This is a genomic window from Pedobacter sp. N23S346, from assembly GCF_048515415.1.
Classification (GTDB): Bacteria; Bacteroidota; Bacteroidia; order Sphingobacteriales; family Sphingobacteriaceae; genus Pedobacter.
Map to the genome: position 1 here is coordinate 1 of NZ_JBLYEE010000012.1, position 14175 is coordinate 14175.

Genomic DNA, 14175 nt, shown 5'->3' on the forward strand with positions numbered 1-14175 from the left:
GTGCAAAAATTTCAACGGCTTCTCCATCCATCATCTCCTATGCCGGATAGCAGGGTGGAAATAGCATGGTGCTTCATTAGATCTATTCTATGAGATTTTTTAATGTGAATATGGGTTTTTAGGGCGTTGCATAAACGGTGGGTTAAACGGTCGTCATCCTGAACTTGATTCAGGACCTATGTTTTAAAATTATTGATTTTTTGAAATCGCTAGCTGCGAAAAATGCTTTTTTCTGCGCCCTTTCTCCTCCGGGGAAAGGTGCCGCCAGGCTGATAGAGGCTGTCTTTTTTCCGCTGCGCCGGCTTGCCTCGGCTAGCCGCCGAAGGGCTATCTTCTTTTTCTTAATAAAAAGAAGCAAAAGTCAAGGCTTGGATCTGATGTCGGATTAGCTCGTCGAAATTTAAATGGCGGTAGCACAAGGGCTCGATTTGGCTTGTAATGAGGATTTATTTTAGGAGCCGTTCGCGCTACCTTGGGTTTGGGGTATTTGAACGTTGGTGCAAAAATTTCAACGGCTTCTCCATCCATCATCTCCTATGCCGGATAGCAGGGTGGAAATAGCATGGTGCTTCATTAGATCTATTCTATGAGATTTTTTAATGTGAATATGGGTTTTTAGGGCGTCGCATAAACGGTGGGTTAAAGCGGTCGTCATCCTGAACTTGATTCACTGTTGTCCGGTAAAACTTTTTGAACAAATTTTTACCGGACAGCCTAATCACAAATGGCTGCAATATTCCTTAACCAAAATAATATTTTGCAGGATATGGAAGCTATGAGCGGTTTAAAATATTAAAACCTCTGAAAATGATAGTTTTTTACCGGACAGCCGAATTAGTGCAAGATTTTTAGGAAACCTATAAAACAATGGGCTTACCTTTTAAAAATGAGATAAAAACAGCTTTTTTAGCTTGATTTAAAGGATTTAATGGATCGTTTAAACTTTAACCGGACAACAGTGAACTTGATTCAGGACCTATGTTTTAAAATTATTGATTTTTTGAAATCGCTAGCTGCGAAGAATGCTTTTTTCTGCGCCCTTTCTCCTCCGGGGAAAGATGCCGCCAGGCGGGTAGGGGTTTATTTCTTTCCAGTTAAATAGACAAATGGCCTGGTAATTTTCTGCCCATCCGGAGCTATTATTATTTCTTCAGTCATTTGTTTCACTTCTATACTTCCAAAGCCGGCTATTCTTAAAAATGCTTTAAGCTCATTAGTTTCGTAGAAATTGAAGTCGGCCTGGGTCCATGGTAAATCTTTTCCATGCTTTTGTTCGATATAAGAGATACTGAATATACCCCCGGTTCTTAGCACACGGTATATTTCTGCGAAAATTAATTTAGGTTCATTCCAGAAATAGATGGTATTTACGATAAAGCAACAATCGAAGAAGTTATCTTCAAAATCTAATTTCTCCTTTTCTTTTGCACAGCCAAATTTAGCGTAACCGTCATTTGTTTTTAGTAATTGATTTGAAACTTCCTCTGTCGGCGAATCAGAGAAGTTAATGCCGTAGTAACCAATGCCCTGGGCTTTTTGGAATAGGGCAGGAAGGTGTTTTTTGTTTTCGAAGCCAATTTCTAATATAAAAGAATGCGCCGAAAGCTTCAGCTCTTCTATTGTTTTGAAGTTAATGTTTTGCTGTGCCGGCAAAATTTCACTTTTTGTTTTTTGCCTTTTACTCCGCTTGAAATTTTGTGTTGGTGCGCTGTTTTCTTTTAAATCGATTGACTTCTCCATATTACTTTCCTAAATCTCTTTCGAGAAAATTTTAATTGAAGGCGTCAATTTTCTGAAAGTTTATTGTGCGGCAAAAGTGAGGAATGGTTATGTAAGGGATTTACACTAAAAGGATTTTTTTTTACAAGAAATGTAAATTTCCGAAATTGTTTGTGCGTAGGTGCATTTTTTTTAGGATAATTGCCTCTATGGGGATTAATGTTGGCAAAGCCTATGGTGCCTGGAAAAACGTAGGAGGGAGTTTTGAGCAATTTCCAGATCAGAATCAGTTTATTAAAGAGAGCAGAGATAAATACAGTTTTTCTTTTAGTGATGCCGAATTGTTTCAAATCACCACGCCCAATTTCTACATTGTATATGGAGATATTTTGTTTAAACAACATCAGCTATATTTTGCGCCCAGTAATAAGGTTCCGGATATGGTTAAATTGCGTTTCACCTTATCGGGAAATGGCACTATTTATAATCAGGTAAATAAGCAGCAATACATCTTCAACTCCAACCAGCAAAACATCATTTACATGCCCGAGCTGGATGGTACAGGCGAGTACGATACCAGCCAGAATTATCGTTTTTTTGAAGTTCATTTTGCGAAAGAAAAGTTTCTGCAACTTGCAGAAAACTCAAACAGTTCGCTTCAGGCTTTAGCCGATCATCTTGATGCCGGGCGTTATGCGCAAATGGCTGATCAAGATTTGCCAATCTCCTGGGCCATGCACAACTGCATGCAGGATATCCTCAATTGTACTTATACTGATGGTTTAAAACTTCTTTTTATTGAGTCGAAATGTACCGAATTACTGGTGCTCCAGGCAGAATGTTTTGAAAATGCAATTACCAGAAATAACCAGGCAGCATTGCCATCTGCCCATGATAAAGATTGCATTTATCACGCCAGAGATTATCTTATTCAGCATATTCATCAACCGCCTTCACTTTCAGAATTAGCGAAAATCTGTGGCATTAACGAATATAAACTTAAACAAGGCTTTAAAGGCCTGTTTGATAAGAGTGTTTTTAGCTATCTGAGCGATCATAAATTACACAAGGCCAAAGAGTTACTTCTTCAGGGTATGCCAATCAAGTCTGTCGCCTTTCAATTCGGTTATTCCTCAGTGCAACATTTTAGTAATGCGTTTAAGCAAAAGTTTGCGGTTTCGCCAGGGAAGGTGAGGGCTTAGTAGATAGTAATAAAAAAAGGCTACAACAATCGCTGTTGTAACCTTTTATCTAAATTAACGCTCTCAATCTTTACAGACTGTGATGTAGGACTCTCACCCCCTACAGCCGCAAATATAAGATGATCTGGAACAATTAGAAGCCTTTTGTAATTTATTTATTACTTTTTGACGATTAAAAAACTTTTCCTGCAATTTTTAAGAAATTAACCTTGTAAATAGGATGGGATTACTTCTATCGGATGATGGAAACACTACTTAATCTAACGCTCAAACATCATCTTTTTCACAATGTTGCCTCAACTGTTTGGGGCCTTGTGGCCATATAAATGCCGTGGTCTGTTTTTTCCATCCCATACTTTTATAAAAATTATCCGCACCAGGCGCTGCACTTAAATTAACGAAGTGATAGTTTGTTAACTGGTTGTTTAAAGTTGTTACCAGGTATTTGCCTAATCCTTGTCCTTGGTAGGCAGGGTCTACTACAATATCAGCCAACATCGCATAATACCGGCCATCACCAATTGTCCGGCCGAAAGCGATAATTTCGCCATCATGATAAACGAAAATTGTGTTCGTGCTTAATTTGAATGCTTTTTCTATCTCATCGGCAACCCGATATTTCCAGTTTATTTCCTTGAATAAATGAAGAACGCGTTGCCAATCTATGCTTGTTAAATCAGGATCAAGCAGATATTGATAAGCAGGATTTTCTGTAGGATTACTCATTGCGTTATTCAGTTTTAATTGGTTTTTGTAAGGGTTTAACAAAATTGTAATGGTATGATTCAGATCAGAGAACTTCAATTGATCCTTAAAAGTTTGAGGAATTTTCATGTGCAGTTCAATTTTATCAACAGCAGAAGTAATGTTAGGATGCTGATTCATTTTTAAAGGGAATTCATCACTAATTATGTTGGATACTATGGAAACTGGAAGCTTTGTTCAGAAGCAAATAAGAAGCTTTGATTTAGAAACTCAGCAATTTTCCTGATCGGAGCCGTGGACCAAAAGAATCTGGTCTTCATTTACGTTGGTCAAAATTATTCACCAGATAAATTCCTTCTTTGGAGCATCGTCTTTTTTAGGATAAAGAAATCTAAAGGCATTAAAAACTGCCTGGTGAGTAATGGTCGTATGACTTTCATCTGGCAAGTAATTGAAAAAAACTTTCACATTTTCAGACGAGCCATTTTTTATTTTTTTAGCCAGTAGCTGCGCGTCTTTTTCCATAATGTGTTTTTTAGAACCATCTATCGATCCTTCTTTGCCAACCCCGATATAGATCTGGGTAGGAGTGGTATAAGCCTGATCAAGAACTAGTGGCTTTTCCCGGAGCAGATAACCATCCCGCCACCACAAACTAGGACTAATAATAATGTATTGGTTAAAAAGCTGGGGTTTGGTAAATAATATTTCTGTGGCTAATAACCCACCCAATGATTGACCAATTATTGTATTCCCCTTATTACCTCCAAATTTTTTATCAATATAAGGCTTAAGTTCTTTTTCTATAAACGAAATGAATTGAGAAGACCCCCCACTTGTGGGAACCCATTTATGGTCATTTTCTCTATCGCTTTGCGAAGTGAAATTGAGTTTGCGATTTGTATTTGCAACACCGATAAGAATTGATTTTGGAATCCTATTTACCCACGGAATGGTATTAAACTGAACGATACCGGCAACATGAACAAAGTCTTCATCTGCAGAACCATCTAATAAATAAATGATTGGATATTTTTCATTACTGTCATATCCATCCGGCAGATATATGTTTAATGTTCTGTCTTCTGATAAAATATCAGAATGGAAAACTTCTGCTTTTCCCAGAATGATGTTGTTATTTTTTGTCGGCTGAGCAATGTTTTGTCCATTGGCACAGATAGCTAAGAATAGAAGAAAAAAGGACGATAGTATTTTCATATTTATTGCAATAAACGGCAAATATAATATTACAGATCATGTTATCAATATCGAAGAATGAGTGGATGGATGAATGAAAGAATAGATGAAATCATGAGGTGCCTAAAGTGCTGTAATATTTGTACATTTGGCAGGAATGAAATATTTGATGATTATTTTTAGTCTGTACATGACTTTTTTGACCTTAGCACCTTGCCAGGACAAAGAAGATCTGGTGTCTATTGATGGTCATTCACAATCATTCACTTCCGAGACTTCTTCTGCAGCCCATTCCGATGAAGACAATTGCCCGCCTTTCTGCACCTGTGCCTGCTGTTCCGTTTCAAGAGATATTATTGCCTCGATTGAGGAAGTCATTATTATAGATAGCATCTCCATACCCTACCATCAATACCAAATGCCGGCCATTGCTGAGCAATCTATCGAAATCTATCAACCTCCGCAGATCGTTTAATACGTCTTTTTTTATTAGTTGTGCTGACCAGAAATCCTGATCAAGCACTATTTGTACGTATTAATAACATTTTATGTTTGATAGAATAATTTCGTTCTCTATACAGAACAAAATCACCATAGGGTTTGCTACGCTTGCCCTGGTATTGGTAGGCATTTATTCAGCTTACCATTTACCAATTGATGCTCAGCCTGATATCACTAACAATCAGGTACAAATCATAACCCAGGCCCCTAGTTTAGGCGCACAGGAAGTTGAGCAGTTTATCACGGCACCAATTGAATTATCAATGGCCAACATTTCTGGTATGATAGAAAAGCGTTCTATCTCAAGATCCGGAATTTCTGTAATTACGCTGGTTTTTAAAGATGATGTTGATATTTACTGGGCGAGAAATCAGGTTAATGCTCAATTAAAAGAGGCAGAAAGCAGCATTCCCAAGGGGCTTGGTGAACCAATTCTGGCGCCCATCACTACCGGTCTTGGGGAAATCTATCAATATGTAATCCATCCCAAAAAAGGGTATGAAAACAAATTCACAGCTACCGACCTTCGAACGCTACAGGATTGGTTGGTACGCACCCAGTTGGCCGGAACTCCCGGCGTAGCCGAAGTTAGCGGCTGGGGTGGATATGTAAAGCAATATGAGATTGCGCTTGACAATGATAAATTAAATTCCCTTGGACTCACCATTCCAGAGGTATACACCGCTTTGGAAAAAAATAATGAAAATACCGGAGGATCGTATATTGAACAACAAAAGAATTCTTATTTCATAAGAGGCCTAGGTCAGGTAAAGAACCTGGATGACATCCGCAAAATCGTGGTGAAAAATACAAACAGCACCCCAATACTTATTCGTGATGTTGCTGTTGTTCAGTTTGGAAGTGCAACGCGTTATGGTGCAGTAACCCGAAACGGACAGGGCGAAGTGGTTGCCGGAGTAACACTGATGCTGAAGGGTGAAAATTTTAGTGAGGTGATTGAAAATGTTAAGGAAAAAATGGTGCAGGTGCAAAAATCCCTTCCCGAGGGCGTGACTATTGAGCCATTTATTGACAGAACCGAACTGGTAGGCCGTGCCATTGGAACCGTTAAAAAGAATTTGATAGAGGGGGCATTGATTGTTATCCTGGTATTGGTTCTGCTTTTAGGCAATTGGCGGGCTGGTCTTGTTGTAGCCTCGGTAATTCCTTTAGCTATGCTTTTTGCCTTCTCTATGATGAAGCTTTTTGGGGTGTCAGGAAATTTAATGAGCCTTGGTGCAATAGATTTTGGGCTTATTGTAGATGGTGCAGTAATCATTGTCGAAGCCATTATATTCAGGCTAACGGAAAATAATCTTTTTCCCGGAGTTAAAAAACTTAATCGCCAGCAGATGGATGAAGCGGTGTATGAGGCTTCATCAAAAATCAGGAGTAGTGCAGCATTCGGGGAAATTATCATACTAATCGTTTATTTACCCTTACTAGCGCTAATCGGCATTGAAGGCAAAATGTTTAAACCTATGGCGCAAACCGTGGTATTTGCTATTATTGGTGCATTTATTCTCTCCCTTACCTATGTGCCAATGGCAAGTTCCCTTTTCTTATCCAAAAAAACTGTACATCAGGAAAACTTCTCTGATAGATTGATTGCATGGTTACAAAGGATTTATCAAAAGGTATTAATCAAAATACTCAGAATTAAAAAAGTAGTTGTTGTACTGGTTGTTTTTCTTTTTGCTGCATCAATGTGGGCCTTCTCTAATATGGGCGGAGAGTTTATCCCAACCTTAGAAGAAGGAGATCTTACCGTCGAAATAGCTATGGCTCAGGGAACCTCACTTACAGAGGTGGTCAGCACGTTTGGCAAGGCTGAGAAATTATTAAAAGATAAGTTTCCAGAAATAAAACAGGCCGTAACCCGTATCGGGAGTTCGGAAATTCCTACAGACCCTATGCCTATGGAGCGGGGAGATATGATGCTTTCCATGAAACCTAAAGCGGAATGGACTTCTGCCTCCAGCAGAGAAGAGCTAATGGAAATGATGGAAGAGGAACTTTCCCTGATTCCGGGAATCAATGTGGAAATATCGCAACCCATGCAAATGCGATTCAATGAGCTGATGACCGGGATACGTCAGGACGTTGCCATAAAAATTTATGGAAGTGATCTTGATATCTTAGCGCAGCAGGCTAATAAAATTGCCCAAATCATTGCTCCGGTAAATGGAGTAAGCGAGCCTTTTATTGAAAAAGTTAATGGACTTCCTCAAATACAGGTAGCATATAACCGCGATAAAATGGCGCAATATGGGCTCAATATCAGTGAGGTGAACATGATACTAAAAACAGCCTTTGCAGGGAGCGTAACGGGCGTTGTTTTTGAGGGCGAGAAAAGATTTGATATGGTTGTCAGGCTAAATCGTGATCTAAGGGAAAATATTTCTGGGGTTGAAAATTTATTAATCCCACTCTCTTCCGGGCACAAAGTTCCACTGAACCAGGTGGCTTCCATTGGGTTTAGGGATGCACCAGCACAAATTTCGAGGGAGGATGGAAAGCGAAGAATTTATGTCGGCTTTAATGTGAAGGATAGGGATGTAGAGACGACAGTTGAAGAAATTCAAGCAAAGCTTAATGGAGCATTAAAGTTGCCTAGTGGCTATTATATTACCTATGGTGGCCAGTTCCAGAATCTGCAGGCCGCAAAAAACAGGCTTTCCATCGCTGTACCCGCTGCATTAATTCTTATTTTACTGCTATTATATGTTACTTTCCGTTCTGTTAAAGACAGCCTCCTGATATTTACCGCGGTGCCGCTTGCCTCGATGGGTGGCATAGCTGCTTTACTCCTAAGGGGGATGCCATTTAGTATATCGGCCGGTGTTGGATTTATTGCCTTGTTTGGTGTAGCCGTTTTAAATGGAATAGTCCTCATTGGTTATTTCAACCAATTAAGGGATGAGGGTGTAACTGATGTGTACCAAAGAGTTCTTGAAGGAACCAAGACGAGGCTGAGACCTGTACTGATGACTGCGAGTGTAGCTTCTTTAGGCTTTCTTCCGATGGCACTCTCTTCCAGCGCCGGAGCTGAGGTACAACGTCCGCTTGCCACGGTGGTAATTGGTGGGTTGATTAGTGCTACTTTTCTTACGCTCTTTGTTCTCCCGTGTTTGTATCTCCTTTTTCATAGGAAGGACAAAACAGCTATCGTGAACTTAAAACCATTAATCATATTAATCTTTTTAGGAACGCTGATTTTTGGAAGTCCATCCAAGCTCAGTGCTCAGCAATTGAACCAAACCCTTACGCTAGACAGCGCGGTGTCAATTGCCTTAAAAAACAATCTACATTTAAAATCTTCAGGTCTAAGTGTTTATCAAGCTAAGCTTCTTCAGAAGTCGGCGGTAGATCTTTCAAAAACCGAGCTGCTCCTCACGCAGGATCCAACAAGTGGAGGAAATATGGATAACTCCCTTGGGGTCACACAGAATATTGCCTGGCCTGGGCTTTATAAAAATAACAGAAAGCTGCTGAACCAACAATCTATTCTGGCACAAAAGAACTATCGTTCTTTGGAAGCCGATCTCACAAGAGAAGTGCGCCTGGCCTGGTACAGTTATTTATTAAATAGGGAAACACTCCGGGTTCTTAAGTTTCAAGATAGCATCTATACCAATTTTATAAAAAAGGCGGAGGTTAGATTAAAAGCGGGTGAAACTTCAAAACTGGAATTGATCAGCGCAACAACTAAATTCCAGGAAGTACATTCAATAAGTATAAAAGCAGAAGCTGAGCTGATCAATAGCGAAGCGGCGATTAAACAGTTACTGAATATTGATGGTAACCTCAGGATTGCCGAAGAAAATTTAATCATTCCCTTTCAGCAAATAACAATCTTTGAGGCAGAATCGAATGTTAAGTCGCAGATTGAACAGCAAAATATTGAAGTGGCTAATGCCCGATTGGCTGTAGAAAAATCAAAAGGTTTGCCTGATTTCACCATTGGTTATAGTCAGCAATTATTGGTTTCCGGATTTAATCCAGCTAACATATCCCGAACGTATTCCCCGGGAACGAGGATTGCAGGATTCCAGGTTGGTGTAGCCATGCCTATTTTTAATGGGGCCAATCGTTCAAAAGTAAATGCGGAGAAAGTTGCGGTTGAAATCGCTAAAACTAATCTTGATCAGGTAAAGTCTCAAATGAAACTGTCTTACGATCAGGAATATCAACACTTTAAAGCCTATCACAAACAGGTAGAATATTATCAGACAACAGGCCTGAAACTAGCGGATGAACAATCCCGGATTGCTCAGGTATCCTTCAATCTGGGGGAAATTGGCTATATGGAATATATCCAGCACTTGGGCACGGCCACGCAAACAAAATTAGCTTATATCGAACTGCTCGGTCAGCTTAACCAATCCATAATCTTAATCCAATATTTAAAGACCAAATAATTATGTACAGTTATAAAATAAAAAACTCCATACTCCTTTTTCTTCTATGTGCATCTTTCTTTATTGCGTGTAAAAGTGAAAATAAACAATCTCCGGCAGAAAATGATCCGAAAGAAGAAACCGGGAAAGAAGTGGGGGGCCTGGAACTAACCACCGCCCAGATGCAGACCGTTGGAATCACGATTGGAAAAATAGAAGATCGCAATTTATCTGCCGTAGTAAAAGCCAATGGTCAGTTGGCTGTACCACCACAAAATAAAGCAGATGTAAGTATTCTTTCTGGTGGAATTATTACTATGATAAATGTATTGGAAGGACAGCAGGTTAAAAAGGGGCAGGTTCTTGCGACCATTAACAACCAGGATCTATTGAAAATACAACAGGATTATCTAGGGAGCAAAAATAATTTTACTTATGTAAAGGCAGAGTACGAAAGGCAAAAACAGCTTCAGGCTGCTGATGCCGGAACCGGGAAATCATTTCAGGCAGCTGAAGCCACCTTCCATGCGGAGAAATCCAAGCTAGCGGCTTTTGAAAGCCAACTTAAGCAATTAGGTGTATCACCCGCTCGCATAGCAGGGGGTAAATTTATTTCACAGTTTCCTGTATTATCTCCAATTAGCGGTACGGTTGGGCAAATCACAGCAAATACTGGTGCGTTTGTTCAGCCTGGAACATCTATTATGGAGGTGGTAGATAATTCCAAAATACATTGTGACCTGACTGTTTTTGAAAAAGACCTGATGCAGGTAAAAGTTGGTCAAAAGGTAAGCTTTCAATTAACCAATCAGGAAAATGAGCTGATTAATGGGCGAATCAATGGGATAAACAAATCATTTGAGAATGAAAGTAAAGGAGTAATCGTGCATGCAGTAATTGATAATGTGCAGCAGAAAAATCTGATACCAGGAATGTATGTTACTGCATTAATCAACACTGGAAACAGGCAAATGCCAACTTTACCTATTGATGCGGTAATCCGGTTTGAAGGCAAAGAATATATCTTTTTGGTTACGGGCGAAGAAAAGAAAAATAACAATACAATCTTTCGTTTTGAAAAAATAGAGGTAAAAACAGGCGTAGCGGAATTAGGTTATATACAGGTTATTCCACTGAAACAACTTCCTGAAAATTCACGGGTAATCACAAAGGGTGCTTTTTATCTGGAATCAAAAGCCAATGGTGGTGAGGAGGAAGAATAAATAACGTATAATCAATTACTCAAAATGATAATTTACAGCAAAAAGAAATCCTATAACCTGAGAAAATTTCATGAATGAAGATCAACTTGCGAAGTTTTAATGACCTTTGTTGGGAGAAATACTTTGCAAGTTTGATGGTACTGTAGGTTTATGATGCAGCTTTTTTTTGACGATTGTTTGGACACCATTAATTTATAAGATTTTTTTACCGCTCTATGCCGCGGAGGCATGGTAATTTTTTACAGTTAATATTGTTTTTAGCGGTGTTCGAGAATGCTGCGCATTTTGGAGCGCCAAAGTACCCAAAGCGCTTTGTCAATCCAGCTATGGGCCTTTTACACAACCCCACACATCAAAAAAACAGCGTGCACTTCGTTTTGTGTTCAAATTCTTTTAAACTTCGAAACAGCATTTATGAACACAAAACCACTGCGTTTAAGGTTTGTGAGTGCCATTTGTACTATTGTACAACTGTTTTTTTGATTTCTCTGGCCCTTGGGATTGACGGCGTACTTCGGTAAGGTTTGTGTTTTATTAAAGTTGGTTAGCAAAATGCATAAAAAAAATACGCTCAAAAGAAGTGTCTGCATGATAGTCCTTTGGAGGGGAATTGCGATCGCTATAACCACCCGGCAAGGCCAAACCAATGTTTGTCGTTCTGCTCTTAGACCGGCATGGTCAATTATTCGGGATGGCACTGTCCAAGCCAACCTACTGACTTTAACAGAATAATTGCGAGCCGGCACTTTTGTTTCTTTTGGTGTCAAAAGAAAAATGGCCCGTCCGGCCAGGACTAGATAAATCTCTTCGAATAAAGATAAGGATGATAAGGTAAATCAATGCTGTATGGTGACCACCCCGCCTTTCAGGCACTGCTTCAACGAATTACCATATAGATACCACTAATTTATAAGATTTTTTTGCCCGCTCTATGCCGCGGGGGCATGGTAATTTTTCACAGTTGATATTGTTTTTAGCGGTGTTCGAGAATGCTGCGCATTTTGGAGCGCCAATTACCCAAAGCGCTTTGTCAATCCAGCTATGGGCCTTTTACACCACCCCACACACATCAAAAAAACAGCGGGCACTTTGTTTTGTGTTCAAATTCTTTTAAACTTCGAACTAGCGTTATGAACACAAAACCACTGCGTTTAAGGTTTGTGAGTGCAATATTATACTATTGTAAAACTGTTTTTTTGATTTTTCCTGGCCCTTGGGATTGACAGCGTACTTCGGTAAGGTTTGTGTTTTATTAAAGTTGGTTAGCAAAATGCATAAAAAACCATGCTTAGAAGATGTGTTCATAGGGATAGTTCAATGAAGGGGAATTGAGATCGCTATAACCACCCGGCAAGGCCAAACCAATGTTTGTCGTTCTGCTCTTAGACCGGCATGGTCAATTATTCGGGATGGTACTGTCCAAGCCAACCTACTGACTTTAACAGAATAATTGCGAGCCGGCACTTTTGTTTCTTTTGGTGTCAAAAGAAAAAAGGCCCGTCCGGCCAGGACTAGATAAATTCTTTTTAAATAAAGAAAATAAAGTAAATCAGAAAAACAGTCTGTTGGTTTTTCGTAACAATTTGGAAGTCTTTATTGTTCTTTGGGAATGGATACTCCATTTAAAAACTATTATTCCGGGACGAGCGGGCTTTTGCTGCCTGTTCCCAATAAACTTCATTATCCTGAAGCGTTTCAAGATAAATCGAGATTGTGCTATTATGCTTCGCTGATGGATACGATTGAAATTAATAGTAGTTTTTATAAGATTCCGCTTTCTTCGACAATGACTAAATGGGCGGCAGATGTGCCAGATCATTTCCGGTTTACTTTTAAACTCTTTAAAAAAATTACGCATAACAAAGATCTCGCTTTCGATGAGGAACTTGTAGCGAAATTTTTCGAGGTGATCTCTCATGTGCGGGATAAAAAGGCTTGCCTTTTGGTACAGTTTCCACCCAGCATCAGGATCGCTCATTTTACACGCCTCCGGTACCTGATGTCAGTACTTCGGGAAAACGATCGGGACATGGAATGGAATATAGCGCTGGAGTTTAGGCATCCTTCCCTTTATGTAGGTGAAATAGATGAACTTTTAGCGGAATATAAATTGGGCATGGTCATTCATGATAAATCTCCAGCCAGTTCGCCGCTTAAAGCATCAGATCCCAATTTTATCTATCTGCGTTTTCATGGTCCGGGAGGTAATTACCGTGGAAGTTACCAGGATGATGTATTGTATGAGTATGCTGGTTACGTTTCAGAGTGGCTTGCAGAAGGGAAAAAAGTATTCACTTACTTTAATAATACGATGGGTACTGCACATGCTAACCTGAATACACTTCGTGAGTTTGTGAAGAACATGAGTTAAATAGATTGGGTTTAGCATTGGTACAGCCATCAAAACTTGCGAAAGTCTTCAGCGCATAGGCTTATAAAATTTCTTAAGTTGATAAATTATAATTTTTAGACTGCTTCTAAGGAGATTTTTTTCCAAACCTTGTAGAATAAAAGCCAGAGACACTAATTGGTAAAATTAAAATCCAGATGAAATCATCTAATGGGCAATTTGTTCGATATTCACGCTCGGTAAAGGTTTCATAATGTCCAATTAAACAACCTCCGAACCACCACCGAACATCACATACGAAAACATTCCCCGTTCTGGTACTGCCTGTTGCTACGTATTTACAAAGCGAACTATTTTGACTTGCGATTAAATTATTATTTCGATCATAAATATAATATCCATCCAGAGATGCAGATACAGCCCATTGTTGAGCCGAACCAGATAGGCTTAGTAATAGTAAGATACCAATAAATAGATACTTTAAGTTTTTCATAATAATTCTTTAGCGATGTTTGGATGATTAACAAGGGCGCAAAATTATATCAAAAAAGTTACATAGCGTTGTGGGGTTGTAGTTTTGGATTGACAAAAATCAAGTGGTTTGTTTAGTTTAGCGTGGATAAAGAAATAACCACAGAAGGAAGGATAGGCACAGATATAAACTCCGTGTTTATCTGTATCCATCTGTGGTTAAATAATGCTATTAACTTGAGGGTTAGCCAGAAAAAAGTATTAACTACAGATAAAAGGATGGGGCACAGATATAAAATCCGTGTTTATCTATGCCCATCTGTGGTTAAAAATTCATTAGCTTATAAAATATCTTTTAAACGAAAACCCCTGCAAGTAGACACTTACAGGGGTTCTTAAAAATTTTA

9 protein-coding genes are annotated in these 14175 nt (G+C 39.2%); 5 read left to right on the top strand and 4 right to left on the bottom strand.

Annotated elements, in window-relative coordinates; translation table 11 throughout:
• Nucleotides 1-1080 precede the first annotated feature (1080 nt).
• Nucleotides 1081-1740, bottom strand: a complete 660-nt coding sequence (locus ACN1CD_RS18640; RefSeq protein WP_419131934.1) for a class I SAM-dependent methyltransferase — start codon at nucleotides 1738-1740, stop codon at nucleotides 1081-1083.
• Between the two features lie 188 nt (nucleotides 1741-1928).
• Between ACN1CD_RS18640 and ACN1CD_RS18645 the strand changes: the two genes are divergently transcribed.
• Nucleotides 1929-2921 carry a helix-turn-helix domain-containing protein gene (locus ACN1CD_RS18645; protein WP_419131935.1) on the top strand — a complete coding sequence of 331 codons (993 nt, stop codon included), beginning with the start codon at nucleotides 1929-1931 and terminating at the stop codon, nucleotides 2919-2921.
• Between the two features lie 267 nt (nucleotides 2922-3188).
• Here the strand turns inward: ACN1CD_RS18645 and ACN1CD_RS18650 are convergent, their stop codons facing one another.
• Nucleotides 3189-3806, bottom strand: coding sequence for a GNAT family N-acetyltransferase (locus ACN1CD_RS18650; protein WP_419131936.1), 618 nt, complete (start codon nucleotides 3804-3806; stop codon nucleotides 3189-3191).
• Between the two features lie 159 nt (nucleotides 3807-3965).
• Complete coding sequence (locus ACN1CD_RS18655) at nucleotides 3966-4844, bottom strand: alpha/beta hydrolase (protein ID WP_419131937.1); 879 nt, start codon at nucleotides 4842-4844, stop codon at nucleotides 3966-3968.
• Nucleotides 4845-4971: 127 nt separating this feature from the next.
• Between ACN1CD_RS18655 and ACN1CD_RS18660 the strand changes: the two genes are divergently transcribed.
• The 4 genes from ACN1CD_RS18660 to ACN1CD_RS18675 all read left to right on the top strand — a co-directional run bounded on the left by ACN1CD_RS18660 (nucleotide 4972) and on the right by ACN1CD_RS18675 (nucleotide 13318).
• A complete protein-coding gene (locus ACN1CD_RS18660) occupies nucleotides 4972-5298 on the top strand; it encodes a hypothetical protein (protein ID WP_419131938.1) in 327 nt (108 codons plus the stop codon).
• A 73-nt stretch (nucleotides 5299-5371) separates the two neighbouring features.
• Nucleotides 5372-9745: a CusA/CzcA family heavy metal efflux RND transporter gene (locus tag ACN1CD_RS18665; protein WP_419131939.1), complete on the top strand. Its 4374-nt coding sequence runs from the start codon at nucleotides 5372-5374 to the stop codon at nucleotides 9743-9745.
• 2 nt (nucleotides 9746-9747) lie between these two features.
• On the top strand, nucleotides 9748-10947 hold the full coding sequence (locus ACN1CD_RS18670; RefSeq protein WP_419131940.1) for an efflux RND transporter periplasmic adaptor subunit: 1200 nt from the start codon (nucleotides 9748-9750) through the stop codon (nucleotides 10945-10947).
• A 1609-nt stretch (nucleotides 10948-12556) separates the two neighbouring features.
• Nucleotides 12557-13318, top strand: coding sequence for a DUF72 domain-containing protein (locus tag ACN1CD_RS18675; protein ID WP_419131941.1), 762 nt, complete (start codon nucleotides 12557-12559; stop codon nucleotides 13316-13318).
• Nucleotides 13319-13424: 106 nt separating this feature from the next.
• Here the strand turns inward: ACN1CD_RS18675 and ACN1CD_RS18680 are convergent, their stop codons facing one another.
• The gene (locus tag ACN1CD_RS18680; protein WP_419131942.1) at nucleotides 13425-13790 is read right to left on the bottom strand and encodes a hypothetical protein; all 366 of its coding nucleotides are present in this window, start codon (nucleotides 13788-13790) and stop codon (nucleotides 13425-13427) included.
• Between the last annotated feature and the right edge of the window lie 385 nt (nucleotides 13791-14175).

Bases quoted from the DNA above. Each gene is read 5' to 3' on its own strand.
- ACN1CD_RS18650 (WP_419131936.1), bottom strand. From the start codon at position 3,806: ATGAATCAGCATCCTAACATTACTTCTGCTGTTGATAAAATTGAACTG.
- ACN1CD_RS18675 (WP_419131941.1), top strand. From the start codon at position 12,557: ATGGATACTCCATTTAAAAACTATTATTCCGGGACGAGCGGGCTTTTG.
- ACN1CD_RS18665 (WP_419131939.1), top strand. From the start codon at position 5,372: ATGTTTGATAGAATAATTTCGTTCTCTATACAGAACAAAATCACCATA.
- ACN1CD_RS18640 (WP_419131934.1), bottom strand. From the start codon at position 1,740: ATGGAGAAGTCAATCGATTTAAAAGAAAACAGCGCACCAACACAAAAT.
- ACN1CD_RS18680 (WP_419131942.1), bottom strand. From the start codon at position 13,790: ATGAAAAACTTAAAGTATCTATTTATTGGTATCTTACTATTACTAAGC.
- ACN1CD_RS18645 (WP_419131935.1), top strand. From the start codon at position 1,929: ATGGGGATTAATGTTGGCAAAGCCTATGGTGCCTGGAAAAACGTAGGA.
- ACN1CD_RS18670 (WP_419131940.1), top strand. From the start codon at position 9,748: ATGTACAGTTATAAAATAAAAAACTCCATACTCCTTTTTCTTCTATGT.
- ACN1CD_RS18655 (WP_419131937.1), bottom strand. From the start codon at position 4,844: ATGAAAATACTATCGTCCTTTTTTCTTCTATTCTTAGCTATCTGTGCC.